Source organism: Nocardiopsis sp. NPDC055551 (genome assembly GCF_053619415.1).
This window is the reverse complement of the sequence record NZ_JBSHJJ010000002.1, coordinates 1-17,837: the sequence shown is the minus strand read 5'-3', so window position 1 is coordinate 17,837 and position 17,837 is coordinate 1. Positions and strand designations below refer to the sequence as shown.

Sequence of the window (17,837 nt, the reverse complement as noted above, 5' to 3'; positions counted from 1 at the left end):
GTCCCATGCGCGATGAGGTGGATGGGCTCTTGGAGGCGTGGCGCTCCCAACGGCCGGACGTGGACGTGTCACCGCTAGAGGTGTTCAGCCGGGTGTCCCGGCTCGCCCGCCACCTGGACCGTGCCCGGCGCACCGTGTTCACCGAGCACGCCCTGGAACCCTGGGAGTTCGACGTCCTCGCCGAACTGCGCCGCTCCGGGCCACCCTACGAACTCAGCCCCGGCCGACTGCTGCGCGCCACCCTGGTCACCTCCGGCACCATGACCAACCGGGTCGATCGTCTGACCGCCGCCGACCTGGTGCGCCGCCGCCCCGATCCCGCCGACAAACGCGGTGTGCTGGTGCGGCTCACCGACAAGGGCGCCGAACGCATCGACGCCGCGCTGGCGTCCCTGCTCAGCTACGAGGAGACCCTGCTCGCCCCCATGCCCGCCGCCGAACGCGAGCAGTTGGCATCGTTACTGAGAAGCCTCTTGGCCCCCCTCGACAGGACGCCCTCGGGCCAGCAAGGCTAGTTACTCGGCGGTATCCGCCCTCTCACCGGGGATCCGCCTCTGGGCGCGCGAGTCAATTGCCACTACAGGGTCTTGGTTGGAGAGCATTGTGAGAATCCGGTGGACGGCCGCGGTCGCCGCGGTCCTGGTGGTCGCGGGATGTTCCGGAGGGGGTGGCGAGGAGGAGACGAGCACCTCCACGCAGAGTCACTACCTCTCCCTGGGAGACTCGCTGACCGTCGGTGTGCAGCCCGACGAGTCCGGTATCCAGCGTGAGACCCCGGAGGGGTACACCGACGTCCTGTACCGCACGCTGAAGGACACCGACTCCACGCTCCAGCACGAGCGGATGGGCTGTGGCGGTGAGGACACCACCACGTTCATCGAGGGCGGGATCGCCGACTGCGACACCCGCTACGAGCAGGGCTCCCAGCTGGATGAGGCCGTGGACTTCCTTGAGGAGCACGAGGGCCGGGTCGGTCTGGTCACCCTCACCATCGGCGCCAACAACTTCACCGACTGCGTGGAGGGCATCGCCCCCGAGACCGGGAGCAGGACCGAGCTCGACATCGACGATGTCGGCCTGGACCGGGACTGCGTCGACGACGGCCTCGAACGGCTGGAGACCGAGGTCCCGGTGATCGCCGAACGGCTCACCGACGCGGCCGGTCCGCAAACCCAGATCGTCGCGATGACCTACTACAACCCCTTCCTCGCCCTCTCACTGCTGGAGGAGAACGAGGAGAGCGGCGGGGACGCCGAAGAGTCCGAGGACGTCTCCGAGGACATCCCCCGGGAGAACGCGGACGAGGTCGCCGAGGACGCCGAGGCGGGTGTGGCGGAGGGCACCGTCGAAATCATGGAGGACGTCAACGACTCCCTCACGACCACCTATCAGGCGGCCGGGATCGACGTCGCCGACGTCGATGAGGTGTTCGACGGCTCCAACACCACCGTGCCCGACGACAGCGGCACCGGGATGCCGGTCAACCTGCAGAACGTCTGCGACCTGACCTGGATGTGCAACACCGCCCAGGGTCCGGACATCCACACCAACCTCGCCGGGGCCCAGGAGATCGCCGAGGTCTTCCGCGAGCGGGTCCGGTAGTACTTTCCGGTGGTGCCGTCAGGGTCCTACCGTGCCCGACGGCACCACCGAGGTCCACGACAGCGGTGTCGCGAGCGATGGTTCGAGGTAGCGACCCGAGAGGCCTGATCAGCGAGGCAGCGCGCCCTCGATGAGGTCGACGACCTCGGGGGCGTCGGGGACCGTGGTGGGGCGGAAGCGGTGGACGGTGTTGTCCGGCAGCACCAGGAACTTCTCGAAGTTCCACTTCACCTTCCCCGCCTTGCCCTCGGCGTCGGGGACCTCCGTGAGCTCGGCGTAGAGAGGATGCCGGCCCCGGCCGTTCACCTTGACCTTGCCCATCATGGGGAACGTCACGCCCCAGGTCATCGAGCAGTACTCGGCGATCTTGTCGTCACCACCGAACTCCTGGAGGAACTGGTTGCTGGGAAAACCCAGGACCGTGAAGCCACGGTCGGCGTAGCGCTTCTGGAGCTCCTCCAACGCGCCGTACTGCGGGGTGAGACCGCACCGGGAAGCGACGTTCACCACCAGGCGCACCTTCCCGGCCCACTCGCCGAAGGTGGTCTCGCGCCCGTCGATCAAGGTCACCGGGATGTCGTCCAGTTCCGCCATGTCGCTCCCTCTCGTCAGTCGCCCACGAGTTCGGCCTGTTCCAGCCAGACCATCTCCAGCTCGTCCTTCTCGCCGGCGAGGGCCTTGGCCTCCGCGTCGAGCTCGGCGAGCCTGGTGTAGTCCTCGGCGGCCGCGGCCATCTGCTCGTGCAGCCGGGCCTCCTGCTTGGCGATCTTGTCCATCCGCCGCTCGACGCGCTGCATCTCCTTCTGGGCGGCGCGACGCTCGGCCGCGGAGACGGCCGGTGTCTCGTCCTCGGTCCGCTTCTCGGCGGCGGCCGTCTCGGAGGCGCCCAACGGCACGGTGACGTCACCGGCGCCGGCGGCGCGGCGGTCCAGGTACTCGTCGACCCCGCCGGGCAGGAACGCCAGGGAACCGTCGCCCATCAGGGCGAGCACACGGTCGGTGATGCGCTCCAGGAAGTACCGGTCGTGGCTGACCAGCACGAGGGAACCGGGCCAACCGTCGAGCAGGTCCTCCAGCTCGGTGAGCGTCTCGATGTCCAGGTCGTTGGTGGGCTCGTCCAGCAACAGCACGTTGGGCTCGTCCATGAGCAGACGGAGTAGCTGGAGTCGGCGGCGCTCACCACCGGACAGGTCACCGATCGGGGTCCACTGGCGTTCGCCTCGGAAACCGAACTTCTCCAGCATCTGGCTCGCGGTGTAGTCCCGCTTGCCGATGGTGATGTGCTCGCGCACGTCCATCACGGTCTGGAGGGGGCGGGCGGTGGGGTCGAGTTCGGTGACGTTCTGGGACAGGTGCGCGAGCTTGACGGTGCGACCGGTCCGCACGGTCCCGGAGTCGGGGTCGCGCTCCTCGGCGAGGATCTTGAGCAACGTGGACTTGCCCGCGCCGTTCACGCCCACCAGACCGACCCGGTCGCCGGGGCCCAGCTGCCAGGTGAGGTGGTCCAGCAGGGTGCGGCCGGGGATCGAGTACGACACGTCCTTGAGGTCGATGACGGTCTTGCCCAGCCGGGAGGTGGCGAAGCGCGTCAGTTCGACGGTGTCGCGGGCCGGCGGCTCGTCCGCGATGAGCTGGTTGGCCGCCTCGATGCGGAACTTGGGCTTGGACGTGCGCGCGGGGGCGCCGCGGCGCAGCCAGGCCAGTTCCTTGCGCATCAGGTTCTGCCGGCGGTCCTCCGCGGCGGCGGCCTGACGGTCGCGTTCGGCCTTGGCGAGCACGTAGGCCGCGTACCCGCCCTCGTAGCGCTCGACGGAGCCGCGCCCGACCTCCCAGGTGCGGGTGGTGACGGCGTCGAGGAACCAGCGGTCGTGGGTGACGACCACGAGCGCCTCGGGGCGTGCGCGCAGGTGCGCGGCGAGCCAGGCGATGCCCTCGATGTCGAGGTGGTTGGTGGGCTCGTCCAGCACGATGAGGTCGTGGTCGTCGACCAGCAGGCGCGCCAGTCCGGAACGGCGGCGCTCACCACCGGAGAGGCCCGACATCGGCAGGTTCAGGTCCCAACCACCGAGCAGCCCCTTCAGGATGTCGCGAATGCGCGCGTTGCCCGCCCACTCGTGCTCGGCCAGCCCGCCGAGCACGAACTCGCCGACGGTACTTTCGGGGAAGTCGTCCCGCTGGTGCAGGAAACCGACCCGTAGTCCGCGGTTGTGCACGACCCGGCCGGAGTCCGGCTCGGTGATCGCGGACAGCACGGAGATCAGCGTGGACTTACCACCGCCGTTGCGGCCGACCACGCCGATGCGTTCGCCCTCGTCCACGCCAAGGGACACCTTGTCGAGGAGTACGAGCGGCCCGTAGGCCAGGGACACGTCCTGAAGGTTGACCAGATTCGTCATCACCCTCCATTGTGCTGCCCCCGCGAAGGTGCGCGGACCGCGCACCGGGGAACGCCCGGGGCCGCACCACGCGAGGCCCCGGGCGGGTTCACGGGGGAAGGACCCCTCACACCAAGAAGAACTCCCTGGCGGACTTGGCGATTCCCTCGGTGTCCAAGCCGTGGGCGCGGGCGTGCTCGGCGGGGGTCCCGTAGGCGCGCAACTCGGCGTCCCGGGGCACTCCCAGGGACAGCTGGCGGTGTCGCCGGTCGGCGAGTGCCTCGGAGACCTCGTGCGCGGACGTTCCCCGCAGGTAGGGCTCCACCAGGAGCACGTCGGCGTTGCCCGCCGTGGCGGCCAGCACACCGAGCCCCTCACGGTCGAAGGGGCGCACGGTGGAGGTGTAGGCGACCGTGACGTCGAGGTCGGCGGTGGCCTCCAGGGTCCGGTCGAGCATCGGGCCGACCGCCAGTACGACGCCGGCGGAGCGGGGCGATCCTGTGCGCACCACGTGCAGTCGGGACCGTACGGGCAGCGCGGCCCGGTTCGAGGTGTTCGACAGCCTCAGGTAGACGCGGTGGTCCCCGGGGATGTCCTGTTGAAGGGCGTCTCGGACCTCGTCGGGGTGACCGGGCACCCGCACGGTCCAGCCGGGGAGGGTGTCGAGGACGGCGACGTCCTCGGGCGCCTGGTGGGTGCGGCCCTCCTCGGCGGCGTCGTAGGATCCGCCGATGCTCACCAGGATCGCGCCCGCGTCCTGGTGGCCGAGACCGATCTTGAGCTGTTCGAAGGGGCGCTCGATGAGGAACGGCGCGTAGCTGTGCGCGATCGGGCGCATGCCGGTGAGCGCGAGTCCCCCGGCCACGTCGATCAGGGCCTGTTCCCGGATGCCCAGGTTGATCACCCGGCCCGGGTACTTGAGCGACGAACGGCGGAACATCCCGGCGGAGATGTCGGCGAGGACGACCGCGGTGCGGGGGTCCTCGTCCATGGCCTCGTTGACGGTGGCGGCGAAGGTCTCACGCATGTCTTGGGCTCCTCGGCTTCTCAGTTGCGGACGCGTGCGACGACGGCCAGGGGCCGACCGATCCGGGACGGGACGAAGGCGTCGTGCAGGGCGGTGTGGTCGCGCCCGTTCACCTCACGGGTCTCCCAGCCCTCGACCTCGAAGCGACGGCCGATCCCGCCGGGCCAGCCGTGGGTGGCGGAGCCGTTGTCGATGGCCACGACGGTGAGGTTGTCGACACCGAGTCGGCCCGCGGCGGCGATGGCCTCGTGGTTGCTGCCCTCGTCGAGTTCGCCGTCGCCGACCAGTACCACCACTCGTGGTTCGGTGCCGTCGGCCCGACGGATCCGTTGGGCGCGCAGGCCGAGGGCCATGCCCAGTCCCAGCGGCATCCCGTGCCCGAGGGAGCCGCTGCCGATCTCGACCCCGGGCACCAGGACGCGGTCCGGGTGGTGACCCAGCGGGGAGTCGAAGGTGGTCCAACCCCGCAGGGTGGGTACGTCGAGGAAGCCCTTGGCGGCGAGCACCGCGTAGTAGGCGGCGGGCCCGTGCCCCTTGGAGAGCAGGAAGCGATCGCGGTCCGGTGCCTCGGCGGTGTCGGGCGTGACGTCGAGGACACGGTCGTAGAGCACCCACAGGACGTCGAGGGTGGACGAGGAAGCCCCGTTGTGCTTCTCGTCCCCCTCCATCAGCCCGATGAGCGCCGGAAGGTCGGCGTACCTGGAGAACGTGGCTGTGATCGTCATGCGACCCAGTGTTCGACCTCAACAATGGTTGAGGTCAACCCGAACGAAGGGCCCGACCCCCGAAAAACCTCACATGATTTGCGTCACAGAATCGTGGCGCCGGGGACGTCGCCATCGGCCGCCACGACCTGCTCGCACAGTCCGGTGCTCCGCAACGCCGCCACCACCGCCGCCTCACGTTCGGCGACCACCGACGAATCCTCGTCCCCGCCCACCAGGAACGCGCAGGTCGGGCCGGAACCGGACACCAGGGCACCGAGTGCCCCCACGCCACGCCCGGCCGCCAGGGTCCGCTCCAGCTCGGGCAGCAACGACAGGGCCGCGGGCTCCAGGTCGTTGCTCAGCGACCGACCCAGCGCCACGGCGTCCCCCGCGGCCAGCGCCTTCTCCAACTCCGGGTCCGCTCGGGGGGTGGGCGCGTCCGGTCGCAACCGGTCGTACTCGGCGAACACGTCCGCGGTGGACAGCCCGCGCTTGGACAGGGCGAACACCCAGCGGTAACGGCCAGGGCTCGCCATCGGCTCCAGGATCTCGCCACGGCCGGTGCCCACCGCGGTGGCTCCGACCAGGCCGAACGCGACGTCACTGCCCAGTCGGGCGGCCAGCTCCAACAGACGCTCACGGGACAGCTCACAGCCCCACAGGCGGTCGCAGGCGATCAGCGCCGCCGCGGCGTCCGCGCTTCCCCCGGCCATGCCGCCCGCCACGGGGATGTTCTTCTCCAGGTGGATGTCGACCGGCCCACCTCTGCCGGTCTCCCGCGCCACCGAAAGGGCGGCGCGGGCGGCGAGGTTGCTCTCGTCCAAAGGCACCCTGGCCAGGTGAGATCCCAACTCACCGCCCGCGGTGAGGGTTACGAGGGGACTCTGCCGACGCGGGTACGCGTCCTTGACGGTAACCTCGTCGAACAGCGAGACGGCGTGGAACACGTTGACGAGGTCGTGGAATCCGTCCTCGCGGCCGGGCCCTACCGCCAACTGGAGGTTCACCTTCGCGGGGACCCGCACGGTTACGGTGGTATTAACGGTCACGAGTCCCCAATCGTAAAGGAACCCCCACCTTGCGTGAACACACACCCCGGAACGGGGCCCAGGGTGTTCACCGGCTTCGATCAGCGCGAAGATCCGCGCCTCGGAGTTCGACCGAAATCCATGTCCATGGACTCGCTACCACTGTCATGTCAGTTTCCGCCCGCCCTCGAAGCGGCCCAATCCGGCCTACGAGTGGGAATCCGGGCACAAACACCGCTACCTTGGGGCAAGGCGGAGTTTGGACACCGTCGGGGAGGGTCGCTTGCCGTCGGATGGGCTCCCGAAGAACCTGGAACCGTTGGCCGCCGGAGATCCGGCCACCATCGGTCCCTATGTGCTGTCCGGGAAGCTGGGCAGCGGCGGCATGGGTACCGTCTACCTGGGCAGCACGCCCGAGAAGAACACCCATGTAGCCATCAAGGTGATCCGCCCGGAACTCGCGTTCGACGAGCAGACCCGGGCGCGTTTCCGTGACGAGATGGAGAACGCCCGCAAGGTCGCCTCCTTCTGCACCGCCAAGGTGCTCGACCACGGGACGTTCGAGAACCGTCCCTACATGGTGACCGAGTACATCGCGGGCACGGCCCTGGCCGAGCACATAGCGGAGAACGGTCCCCTGGACTCCTCCACGCTGCACGGCTTCGCCCTGGGCGTGGCCGCGGCGTTGGCGGCCATCCACCGCACCGGGCTGGTCCACCGCGACCTCAAGCCCGCCAACGTGCTGCTGTCCATCTCCGGTCCCCGGGTGATCGACTTCGGCATCGCGCGGGCGATGAACACCGCCACCAACCACACCCAGACCGGCATCGTCATGGGCAGCCCCGGCTGGATGGCTCCCGAGCAGTTGCTGGAGGAGAAGGTCACCACCTCGGCGGACATCTTCGCCTGGGGTTGTCTGGTGGCCTTCGCCGGCAACGGCACGCACCCCTTCGGCAACGGCGACGCCATGACGCTGGGCAAGCGGGTGCTGTTCGCCGAACCCCAGATCAGCAACCTGGACCCGCCGCTGGACCGGCTGGTCGCCCGGGCCCTGGCCAAGGAACCCGGACGCAGGCCCACCGCGCAGGACCTCCTGCTGGAACTCGCCGGTGGTGAGGAGGCCGGCAACCCCAACGACATGGTGTCGCACGCCCTGCACCAGTCGTGGCGACCCAACCTGCCGCCGATGCCGCCGGGTCCGCCCGGGCCTCCGGGCATGCCGCATCCGGCGCACCAGAGCGCGACGGGCATGCGCCATCCCGCCCCCGGCCAGTACCAGGCGGCGGCCCCCATGGCCCCGCCCGCGCACCAGACCGGCAACTTCACCCACCCGCCGCAGCAGGCGCCCCACCAGCCGCCCCGACAGCCGCAGCAGGCTCCTCAGCAGCAGCACGCGGCGCACCCGTCGACCGGTCACCCCGCGCCGTCAGGGCCCGCTGGGCCACAGGGACCTCCGCCCGCGCATCACCCGGCCTCCACCGGGCCCATCCCGATGGTGCCGCCGCCCGAACAACAGCGGGGCCCGCAGCCGTACGTTCCGCCGGTGCCCCCGCCGCCACACCGCCCCACCACCCCGGGCAGGCACGGCACCTTCTACTGGGGTGTCATCGCGGCGGCCATCGCCCTGACGGTGGCCCTCGCCCTGCTGTTCCTGCTCGCCATGAACGGCGCCTTCTCCCCGGACCGGAACCAGGAAGGCGGGACCGACGATCCCGGGGCCGCGGCGGAGAGCCCGGAACGGGAAGGGGACTCCCAGGCCGGGCAGGCCCCGGACGAACCCGCGCCCACCGACGAGAACGGCGCTGCGTTCTCCGCCGACGAATCGGTCCGCTACCAGGTCGAGGATCTCTCCTGCGACAAGGAGCTGCCCGGACGTTCGACCCCCTCCGGCGGCCGTTACTGCGTGATCGACCTGACCGTGGAGAACAGGGGCGACACCCCGATCGACTTCGGTTCCGACAGCCAGAAGCTGGTGACGGACGACAAGCGTTGGCTCACCTCCGAGTCGCCGACCGCCGCCGAGGCCACGTCCAGTCTGTGGGGGACGATCGATCCGGGTGAGGCCGGTGTGGGTCCGCTGGTGTTCATCCTGGCCGTGGACGAACTCCCCGAGACCCTGGAACTGTTCCACGACCCGGAACAGGACCCGACCAGCATCAGGCTTCCCGTCACCGAATAACGGACACGCGAACGAGGGCGGGGTCCGGCGCACACGCGCCGGACCCCGCCCTCGTTCCACCGGGGAGTCCTACTCCCACTCGATCGTGCCCGGGGGCTTGCTGGTCACGTCCAGCGTCACCCGGTTGATCTCACGGACCTCGTTGGTGATCCGGTTGGAGATCAGGGCCAGCACGTCGTAGGGAACCCGCGACCAGTCCGCGGTCATGGCGTCCTCGCTGCTGACGGGGCGCAGCACGACCGGGTGACCGTAGGTGCGGCCGTCACCCTGCACACCCACCGAACGCACGTCGGCGAGCAGCACCACCGGGCACTGCCAGATGTCGCGGTCCAGCCCGGCGCGGGTGAGCTCCTCCCGGGCGATGGCGTCGGCCTCGCGCAGGATCTCCAGCCTCTCGCGCGTCACCTCGCCGATGATGCGGATGCCCAGGCCGGGGCCGGGGAAGGGCTGGCGCCACACCATCTCGGAGGGCAGGCCCAGCTCCTCGCCGACCCGACGGACCTCGTCCTTGAAGAGCTCGCGCAGCGGCTCCACCAGGGTGAACTGCAGGTCCTCGGGAAGGCCGCCGACGTTGTGGTGCGACTTGATGTTGGCGGTACCGGAACCGCCGCCGGACTCCACCACGTCCGGGTAGAGGGTGCCCTGTACCAGGAACTCGACCTCGGAGCCGTCCTCGCCGCTCTCGTCGACGACCTCACGGGCCGCCTGCTCGAACACGCGGATGAACTCGCGGCCGATGATCTTGCGCTTCTCCTCGGGGTCGGTCACCCCTGACAGCGCGGTGAGGAACCGCTCCTCGGCGTCGACCACCTTGAGCTTGGCGCCGGTGATCGCCACGAAGTCCTTCTCGACCTGCTCGGACTCGCCCTTGCGGAGCAGACCGTGGTCGACGAACACGCAGGTGAGCTGGTCACCCACGGCGCGCTGGACCAACGCGCCGGCCACGGCGGAGTCCACGCCACCGCTGAGGGCGCAGATGACTCGCTTGTCGCCGATCTGGGCGCGGATGCTCTCCAGTTGTTCCTCGACGATGTTCACCATCGTCCAGGTGGGACGGCAGCCGGCCCCCTCGTACAGGAAACGGCGCAGCACCTCCTGGCCGTGCTCGGTGTGCATGACCTCGGGGTGGAACTGGACGCCGAACAGGCGGCGCTCGGTGTCCTCGAAGGCCGCGACCGGGGCGCCCGCGGTACCGGCGATGCTCTTGAAGCCGTCGGGGGCCTGGACCACGGAGTCACCGTGCGACATCCACACGTTCAGCTCCGAGGGCATCCCCTCGAACAGCACCGAGTCGGCCGTGGTCGACATCCGGGTGCGGCCGAACTCACTCAGGTCGGTCCGGTCGACGACCCCGCCCAGGGCACGCGTCATCGCCTGGAAGCCGTAGCAGATACCGAAGGTCGGGACCCCGGTCTCGAACAGCTCGGCCCCCACGTTCGGGGCTCCCTCGGCGTACACCGAGGACGGGCCGCCGGAGAGGATGATGGCCTTGGGTTTCTTGGCGAGCATCTCCTCGACCGGCATGGTCGAGGGCACGATCTCGCTGTGCACGTGACACTCGCGGACCCGTCGCGCGATCAGCTGCGCGTACTGCGCACCGAAGTCGACGACGAGGACGGTGTCGAACGTGCTGTCAGCAGCAACGGACACGACGGAGGACCTTCCGCAGAAAAATCGGGATGTCCGTCCAGTCTAGGGCGTTGGCCATGTTCGGGACGCCTGCTCGGGTATGCGAACCGGCACGCTCCGGGCTCAGCCCGCGAAACCGTTCGGGTTGGCCGACTGCCAGCGCCAGGCGTCCTCACAGGCGTCGGCGACGGACTTCTGTGCCTTCCAGCCCAGTTCGCTCGCGGCCGCGGCGGGATCGGCGTAGCAGACGGCGATGTCGCCCGGTCGGCGGCCGACCACCTCGTACGGGATGGTGTCACCGGTCGCGCGTTCGAAGGCGCGCAGGCTCTCCAGGACCGAGGTCCCGTGCCCGGTGCCGAGGTTGTAGATCCTGTGCCCGGGGGCGTCGGCCAGGTGGTCGACGGCGGCCAGGTGCCCGGCGGCCAGGTCCACCACGTGCAGGTAGTCGCGCACCCCGGTGCCGTCGGGGGTGTCGTAGTCGTCGCCGTAGACGCTCAGCTTCTCCCTGCGCCCGGCGGCGACCTGGGCGATGTAGGGGAAGAGGTTGTTCGGGATGCCCTGGGGGTCCTCGCCGATCAGGCCGCTGGGGTGCGCGCCGATCGGGTTGAAGTAGCGCAGGGAGATGATCCGCCAGTCGGATTCGGCGATGGCCAGGTCGTCGAGGATGCGCTCGGCGAACAGCTTGGTGCTGCCGTAGGGGTTGGTGGTGGACAGGCCGGCGTCCTCGGTGATGGGCACCCGCTCCGGGTCCCCATACACCGTGGCCGAGGAGCTCAGGACCAGGTCACGGACCCCGACGTCCCGCATGGTCTCGCAGAGGGTGAGCAGCGCGTCCAGGTTGTTGCGGTAGTAGCGCAAGGGCTGTCGGACGGACTCGCCCACGGCCTTGAGCCCCGCCAGATGGATGACCGCGTCGACGTCGTGCCGATCGAAGATCGCCCGCATCGCCTCGGGGTCGGCGCAGTCGGCCCGGTGGAAGGTGAGGGCGCGACCGGTGATCCGCTCCACCCGACGCAGCGACTCCTCGTGGCTGTTGACCAGGGAGTCGACCACCACCACTTCGTGGCCCGCCTCCAGGAGTGCGACGGCGGTGTGGGAGCCGATGTACCCGGCGCCACCGGTGAGCAGGACGTTCATCGATCCATCCCCTGGAAGTGAGGGTGCTGCTGACCCCTCCAGGATAGGCAATGCCCCGGCCACGGTTCGTACCGTGGCATGAGGACCTTCGTCGCGGCGCTCTGTAGCGTGTGGAACCATGTCCGCCCCGTCCCCGCGTTCGTTCGCCGCCCGCGCGAAGTCCTGGTCACTCGCGCACGTGTTCTTCATGGACGTGCTCTGGGCCCTGCTCTGGTTCGTCCTGATGGTGGCGACCTGGCCGCTGGCGTCGGCCTCGCCCACGGACTCCGCCGCCTACCTCGCCCTGACGGTGGGGTGCTGCGCGACCTTGAGCGCGCGCCGGGTCCGCCCACTGACCGCCTTGGCGGTACTGGCGGCGCTGTTGGCGCTCCAGGTGCTCTGGATGGAGCACTTCACCACCCTGTCGGTGATCTGCGTGCTGGTCGCCACCTACACCTCGCAGACGGAGTTGTCGGCGTGGTGGCGTCGCGTGGTCCTGGTCCTACTGCTCCTGGGCACGGCCGTGGCGGTCCTGTTCATCCCGGACCTCGTCTACACGGAGAGCCTCGGGGTCAGGATCACCTCCCTGCTGTCCGCCTGGACGACCCTGCTGCTGTTCGCCCTACTCGGCACCGTGCGCAGGCACAACCGGGAAGAGGTCGACCGGCTCCGAGAGCACGCCCGGTTACTACGGGCCAAACGCGAACAGGAACTGAGGTTGGCCACCCTGGGCGAGCGCACCCGCATCGCCCGGGAGATGCACGACGTCCTCGCGCACTCCCTGAACGTCATCGTCGCCCAGGCCGATGGCGGCCGCTACGCCGCGCGATCGTCCCCGGAGGCGGCGGTGACCGCGTTGGAGACGATCGGTCGAGTGGGTCGGGAATCCGCCGGCGAACTGCACAGACTGCTGGGGGTACTGCGGGAGGATCGAGAACGCGAGGTCTCCCCCATGCCCGGTCTGGGCGAGCTGCCCCTCCTGGTGGAGGAGTACCGGCGGACGGGTCTACGCGTCCGTCTGGCACAGGACGACCCACCCTCTCGCGAGGAGGCGTCCCCGCCCGCCAGCGTGGGCCTGACGGTCTACCGCCTCGTCCAACAGTCACTGGCCAACGCCCTCGAACACGCCGGCCAGGTCGCCGTGACGGTCCACCTCACCCGCTCACCCGGGCTGATCGTGGTCACCGTGACCAACCCGATCGGTCCCGAGTCGCACGAACCCGGTGAAAGGGACGGAGGGCATGGTCTGATCGGTATGCGAGAAAGGATCGCCCTGCACGGTGGCGACTTGGAGGTCGGATGGAACGAGGGCACCGACGTCTGGCGGGTCCGTGCGAGCGTTCCCTGGGAGGAGACGTGATCCGGATCGGGTTGGCCGACGACCAGCGGCTCTTCACCGCCGGGATGGCCATGGTCATCGACTCCCAGCCCGACATGGTCGTGGCCTGGCAGGCCGGTGACGGGGCCGAGGCCGTCGAGCTCCAACGCGCGGACCCGGTGGACCTGGTGCTGATGGACGTCCAAATGCCGGGGACGGACGGGCTCAGCGCCACCCGGACACTGGTGGACGCGGGCGCGCGATGTCGGATCGTGGTGCTCACCACCTTCGACACCGACGAGTACGTGATCGAGGGCATCGAGGCCGGCGCGACCGGGTTCCTGCTCAAGAACACTCCCCCGGAGGAACTCCTGGAGGCGCTGCGCACCGTACATCGGGGCGACTCGGTGGTCTCGGCGAGCTCCACCCGAAGGTTGCTCCAGCACGTGCGTCCACTATTGAGCGGCGGATCGGGGCCGTCGGCCCCTCCCGTACGGGAGACCCGAAGGGCCCTGGAGTCGCTGACCCCGCGGGAGCGCGAGGTCCTCACCGCGGTGGCGCGCGGGTACACGAACACCGAGATCTGCGAGCTGTTGGTGTTGTCCATGCCCACGGTCAAGACCCACGTGGGCAACGTGCTGGCCAAGACCGGCTCCCGGGACCGGGTCCAGTCGGTGCTGTTCGCCTTCCGCTCCGGGTTGGTGGACCGCGAGGACCTGCTCCGCGACGCCTAGGTCCTGCCTCAGACCTTGGTATGAGCCCTTTCTCGGTACCGCGATCCGATGCGCCGCGCGGGTTCGACGGTGGAGTCTCCTCGGTGGAAGGAGCCTCATGAATCACGTCATCACCACAGAGGGACTGACCAAGACCTACGGGTCGCGCACGGTCGTGGACTCCCTGGACCTGCGCGTACCCGAGGGGTGCGTCTACGGATTCCTCGGCCCCAACGGGTCGGGCAAATCCACCACGATGAAGATGCTGCTGTCGTTGGTGCGCCCCAGCCGGGGCGAGATCAGCGTCCTGGGCCGCCCCATGGACCGGCGTACCCGGCACGAACTCTCCCCCTTGATCGGTTCCCTCATCGAGTCCCCGCCGGGATACGGGCATCTGACCGGCCGGGAGAACATGGCGATCGTCCGCAAGATGCTCGGACTCACCGACGACCAGGTGGAACGCGCCGTGGCCACCGTGCGCCTACGCGACCACATGGACAAACCCGTCCGCGCCTACTCGCTCGGTATGAAGCAACGGCTGGGCATCGCCATGGCCCTGGCCCGAGAACCCCGCCTGCTCGTCCTCGACGAACCCACCAACGGGCTGGACCCGGCCGGGATCGAGGAGATCCGTGACCTCTTGACCTCCCTGGCCGGAGAGGGCGTCACCGTGATGGTCTCCAGCCACCTGTTGGACGAGGTCGACCGGATGGCGTCGGTCCTGGGGATCCTCGGCCGAGGACGATTGATCTTCCAGGGCACCCGGGCGGAACTGTTCGACCGCAGTACACCGGATCTGATCCTGCGGACCCCCGACCCCGAACGCGTCCTGGCCCTGGGGTTGCCCGCCGTGCGCACCCACGAAGGGCTACGCCTGACCGGGGTGAGCGACGACGACACCGCCGACCTCGTGCGGCGACTGGTCCACCACGACGTCCCCGTCCACGGCCTCCATCGGGTGCGCCGCTCCCTGGAGGAGGTCTTCATGGACCTGACCGGGCGGGAGGGACTCTCGTGATGCGGATGGCGGTGGGCCTGGAGGTCCACAAGACACGCGGTCTGCGTGTGTGGGTGTTGTGCCTGGTGATGGTGGTCGCCGTCGTCGCCCTGTCGGGGATGAACCTCTTCTCCGAGAGCGCCCGCGAGGGGTTCGCCGATCCGACCGCGCAACCCTGGGAGTCCCTGCTTCTGAACCAGGTGATGATCTCGGCGATGACCTCACCTGTCCTGGTCGCGGTGCTCGCCGGACGCCAGGTGGACATCGAGCACCAGGGCCAGGGGCGGTTCCTCGCCCGGGTGTCCGGCCTGGGGCCGGGACTGTTGTGCCGGGCCAAGGCTGTCGTCCTGGGTCTGGCCCTGACACTCACGGTCGTGGCGCAGTGCGTGCTGATCCTCCTCGCGGGGCTTGTCGTCGGGATCGAGGTCGCTCCCCCGATCGCCCTGTGGGCGCGCTACGGGCTCTTCCTGCTGCTGGTGAACCTGGCGCTGCTGGGCCTGCACCTGTGGCTGGCCGCCCGGGTGGACAACCAGCTCGTGGGGCTCGGGGTGGGGCTGCTGGGGGCGTTCTACGCGGTCTACGCCCTGCTGATGCCCACGTGGGTGGCCTACGTACTGCCCTGGGGCTACTACGCGGCGATCTCGCCGGTGGCGATGGCCAACGACCAATTGATCGAGGCGGCGCCCATCCCCTGGGCCTTCGCCCTGTTCCTGTGCGCCGCGGCGGCCCTGTTCCTCGGGGCGTGCCGGTACTTGGACCGAGCCGAAGGAGGTCCCGCGTGATCGTCGCCGAACTCACCAAACTGCGCCGCTCGGCCCTGTGGGTCGTCGCAGTCGTGCTGCCTGTGCTCGCGGTCACCGCGGGGACCATCAACTACGCCGCCAACCAGGGGGTGCTGTCCGCCGGGTGGGAGTCCTACTGGTCCCAGGTGGTGTTGTTCTACGGCCTCTTCTTCATGTCGATGGGGGTGGCCGTGCTGGCCTCGGCCGCTTGGCGGATGGAGCACCGAGGGCACAACTGGAACCTGCTGATGGCCACTCCCGCGCGCCCCGGGGCGATCGTGGGCGCCAAGATCACCTCACTCACCATCGTCGTGGCGGCCATGCAACTGGTCCTGCTGACCCTGGTGATCGGAATCGGGATGTTCGTGCTCGACCTGGAGGGCGCACCACCATGGGAGTACGCGGTCATCGCACTGCTCGGGGTGGTCGCGGCCCTGCCCGTGGTGGCCGCACAATCGCTGCTGTCGATGTCGTTCCGTTCGTTCACCGCACCCGTGGCCGTGGGGCTGCTGGGATGCGCGATCGGGACCGGGCTGCTCTACAGCGGCCAGGGCGGTGTGGTGTCCCACCTGTTCCCCCACTCTTTGGTCACCTCGGCGCTGTTCCTGGGCAACAGCGCCGTCTCCGACGCGGCGGGGCTCGACCTCGCGGCGATGGGGCCGATCCTGCTCGCCGCCCTGGCACTCACCGGCGGGTTGTGGGCGCTGTCCGCGTATCTGCTGTCCCGGCGGGACCTGCGCTGACCAGACGGGCGTGTTCGGGCGGGCGTGTTCGGGCGGGCATGTCCGGGCGGGCATGTCCGGGCGGGCATGTCCGAACGAACGCCCTACTCGAACGTCCTCGCTTCCCGTCCACTGGTTTCGTGCTGCCTGGAGGCTGTTTTGGTAGGGCGCCTCAGGCCGTGATCCTGCGGGTGGTTGGGCATTGCTCGGGTGGGTTGGTGGGGCGCCTGGGGGCGGGAGTCTTGGGGTGGTTGGGCGGGGTGGGGGTGGGTTGGTCGGCCGCCTCAGGTTTCTGGCTCTTTGGGGTGATTGGGCGTTGTGGGGGTGGGTTCTCCCTCCTTCCCCGCCGCGTGATTGTTGCCGCCCGCACCGCACGCGTCAAGGCAATGTTGAGTTGCTCGTCAGCGTGGTGGGTGGCCTTGACCCGCACGGCGCGGGCGGCGGTTTGGCGGCTATCGGGGAAGGGGGGAGAGTGGTTGAGGTCCCAAAGGGCCCTGTGGGCCTTCGGCCCACTCCGGCCGCAGCCGGCCGGATCCCTTCCCCTCCCTCTGGCTTTCTCGTGGGCCGCGTAGCCACTACGTGACCGGTGAGGTAACGAAGTACCCGCTACAGGTAGGGCGGATGGCGGGCCGCGTCCCCGCGGTAGCCACCTCTGGTGAAGCTCTCTCCCTGATGATCTTGCTCGTAGCGCCATGTTGGGCGCCCAACATGGCGCTACGGACAAGATCATCATGATGGAGAGACAGCACAGGGTTGCACGGGGTTGGTGGTGCCGGTGGGCCGGTACCAGGGGCGGGAGCCAGTACCGGGGGTGGAAGTCGTGCCGACACCCCCGATGGGAGCCACTCCGGCCCCGGAATGTGACTCTGGGTGGGGGCGCGGTGTTTCTGCCCCTGGGCATGCCGATATCCCCACAGGGCACGGGCCCTTGGGGTCTGACACCCAACCGGGGTGGTCGCGGGGTGGTGGCATTTCGCCTGGCGGAAACACGTGGTGGAAGCGGATGGTGGTGGTTAGGGGGCGGTGGCTGGGGCTGGCTCGCCTTCCCCGTCCCTGTCCCCGCTGGTCTCGGTGTCCTGTCGGTTCTGGGCGTGGTGGTGTTCCCAGATCTGCCGGTTCACCTTGGCCTGCAACCGGTGCTTGAGCCGGTTGTGGGTCGAGCACAACACCTGCATGTTCTCGGAGCTGGTCACCCCGCCGTGGGAGAAGGGGACGATGTGGTCGTACTGCGACCAGCTACGCGGCATGTCACAGCCTTCGTGCCACTCGCAGTAGGGCTTCTTGAACCCCGCTGCCTGGCGGACCGGGTCCGGGGCGCACCGCTGCTTTCGCCCCACATCCAACAAGGTGCGGCCCTGTTCGTCGGTCACGAACCGGCGCAGCCAACTGTCGGGGGTCAGGCGGGCCACCATCTGGTCGGGGATAACCACACCGTCCTCGGTGACGGCGGGTTCAGCCGTCTCATCGCCCAGGAAGCGTGTGAGGGGGACGGTGATGTTGATGGTCGCCAGAGGTTGGCGGCTCAGACTGGAGCAACCCCGGTGGCCCAGAGCGGTCTCGAAGATGCGCATCATCGCGTCATAGGTGCGCTGATGCTTCGGCATCGCCGCGTTCTCCGGCCCATACGGCTGCGTGTAAGCCT

16 protein-coding genes are annotated in these 17,837 nt (G+C 69.3%); 8 read left to right on the top strand and 8 right to left on the bottom strand.

The features are described from left to right. The first annotated feature begins 5 nt into the window (after nt 1-5). The gene (locus ACWGSK_RS03920) at nt 6-515 is read left to right on the top strand and encodes a MarR family winged helix-turn-helix transcriptional regulator (protein ID WP_358510435.1); all 510 of its coding nucleotides are present in this window, start codon (nt 6-8) and stop codon (nt 513-515) included. Between the two features lie 88 nt (nt 516-603). Next, nucleotides 604-1,602, top strand: a complete 999-nt coding sequence (locus ACWGSK_RS03915; protein ID WP_452455201.1) for an SGNH/GDSL hydrolase family protein — start codon at nt 604-606, stop codon at nt 1,600-1,602. A gap of 108 nt (nt 1,603-1,710) precedes the next feature. Here ACWGSK_RS03915 and ACWGSK_RS03910 read toward each other — a convergent pair whose 3' ends face one another. From ACWGSK_RS03910 to ACWGSK_RS03890, 5 genes are all read right to left on the bottom strand, one after another. Next, complete coding sequence (locus ACWGSK_RS03910) at nt 1,711-2,196, bottom strand: glutathione peroxidase (protein ID WP_358510444.1); 486 nt, start codon at nt 2,194-2,196, stop codon at nt 1,711-1,713. A gap of 14 nt (nt 2,197-2,210) precedes the next feature. Further along, a complete protein-coding gene (locus tag ACWGSK_RS03905; RefSeq protein ID WP_358510447.1) occupies nt 2,211-3,998 on the bottom strand; it encodes an ABC-F family ATP-binding cassette domain-containing protein in 1,788 nt (595 codons plus the stop codon). 106 nt (nt 3,999-4,104) lie between these two features. Next, a complete protein-coding gene (locus ACWGSK_RS03900; RefSeq protein WP_358510450.1) occupies nt 4,105-5,004 on the bottom strand; it encodes a transketolase family protein in 900 nt (299 codons plus the stop codon). Between the two features lie 20 nt (nt 5,005-5,024). Next, on the bottom strand, nt 5,025-5,729 hold the full coding sequence (locus tag ACWGSK_RS03895) for a thiamine pyrophosphate-dependent enzyme (protein WP_358510452.1): 705 nt from the start codon (nt 5,727-5,729) through the stop codon (nt 5,025-5,027). Between the two features lie 83 nt (nt 5,730-5,812). Beyond that, nucleotides 5,813-6,760, bottom strand: a complete 948-nt coding sequence (locus ACWGSK_RS03890) for a 4-(cytidine 5'-diphospho)-2-C-methyl-D-erythritol kinase (RefSeq protein ID WP_452455200.1) — start codon at nt 6,758-6,760, stop codon at nt 5,813-5,815. A gap of 262 nt (nt 6,761-7,022) precedes the next feature. Here ACWGSK_RS03890 and ACWGSK_RS03885 point away from each other — a divergent pair, with 262 nt between their 5' ends. Further along, a complete protein-coding gene (locus ACWGSK_RS03885) occupies nt 7,023-8,918 on the top strand; it encodes a serine/threonine-protein kinase (protein ID WP_452455199.1) in 1,896 nt (631 codons plus the stop codon). Nucleotides 8,919-8,987: 69 nt separating this feature from the next. Here ACWGSK_RS03885 and guaA read toward each other — a convergent pair whose 3' ends face one another. Both guaA and galE read right to left on the bottom strand, forming a co-directional pair. Then, entirely contained in the window at nt 8,988-10,568 is a 1,581-nt protein-coding gene (guaA, locus tag ACWGSK_RS03880) for a glutamine-hydrolyzing GMP synthase (protein WP_452455198.1), read from the bottom strand. 102 nt (nt 10,569-10,670) lie between these two features. Then, entirely contained in the window at nt 10,671-11,684 is a 1,014-nt protein-coding gene (gene galE / locus ACWGSK_RS03875) for a UDP-glucose 4-epimerase GalE (RefSeq protein ID WP_452455197.1), read from the bottom strand. Nucleotides 11,685-11,802: 118 nt separating this feature from the next. On the opposite strand from galE, the gene ACWGSK_RS03870 reads away from it, so the two are divergent. The 5 genes from ACWGSK_RS03870 to ACWGSK_RS03850 all read left to right on the top strand — a co-directional run bounded on the left by ACWGSK_RS03870 (nt 11,803) and on the right by ACWGSK_RS03850 (nt 16,216). Continuing rightward, entirely contained in the window at nt 11,803-13,023 is a 1,221-nt protein-coding gene (locus ACWGSK_RS03870) for a sensor histidine kinase (protein ID WP_452455196.1), read from the top strand. Beyond that, on the top strand, nt 13,020-13,715 hold the full coding sequence (locus ACWGSK_RS03865; RefSeq protein WP_358515903.1) for a response regulator transcription factor: 696 nt from the start codon (nt 13,020-13,022) through the stop codon (nt 13,713-13,715). Before ACWGSK_RS03870 ends, ACWGSK_RS03865 begins: the two co-directional genes overlap by 4 nt. Nucleotides 13,716-13,812: 97 nt before the next feature. Then, nucleotides 13,813-14,712, top strand: coding sequence for an ABC transporter ATP-binding protein (locus ACWGSK_RS03860; RefSeq protein WP_358515906.1), 900 nt, complete (start codon nt 13,813-13,815; stop codon nt 14,710-14,712). Continuing rightward, nucleotides 14,712-15,473 carry an ABC transporter permease gene (locus tag ACWGSK_RS03855; protein ID WP_452455195.1) on the top strand — a complete coding sequence of 254 codons (762 nt, stop codon included), beginning with the start codon at nt 14,712-14,714 and terminating at the stop codon, nt 15,471-15,473. The genes ACWGSK_RS03860 and ACWGSK_RS03855 overlap by 1 nt, the downstream gene beginning before the upstream one ends. Further along, on the top strand, nt 15,470-16,216 hold the full coding sequence (locus tag ACWGSK_RS03850) for an ABC transporter permease (RefSeq protein ID WP_358515909.1): 747 nt from the start codon (nt 15,470-15,472) through the stop codon (nt 16,214-16,216). Before ACWGSK_RS03855 ends, ACWGSK_RS03850 begins: the two co-directional genes overlap by 4 nt. Before the next feature lie 992 nt (nt 16,217-17,208). On the opposite strand, the gene ACWGSK_RS03845 is transcribed toward ACWGSK_RS03850, so the two are convergent. Beyond that, nucleotides 17,209-17,837 (bottom strand): HNH endonuclease signature motif containing protein (locus ACWGSK_RS03845; protein WP_452455194.1); only part of this gene is annotated, 629 nt, incomplete at its 5' end.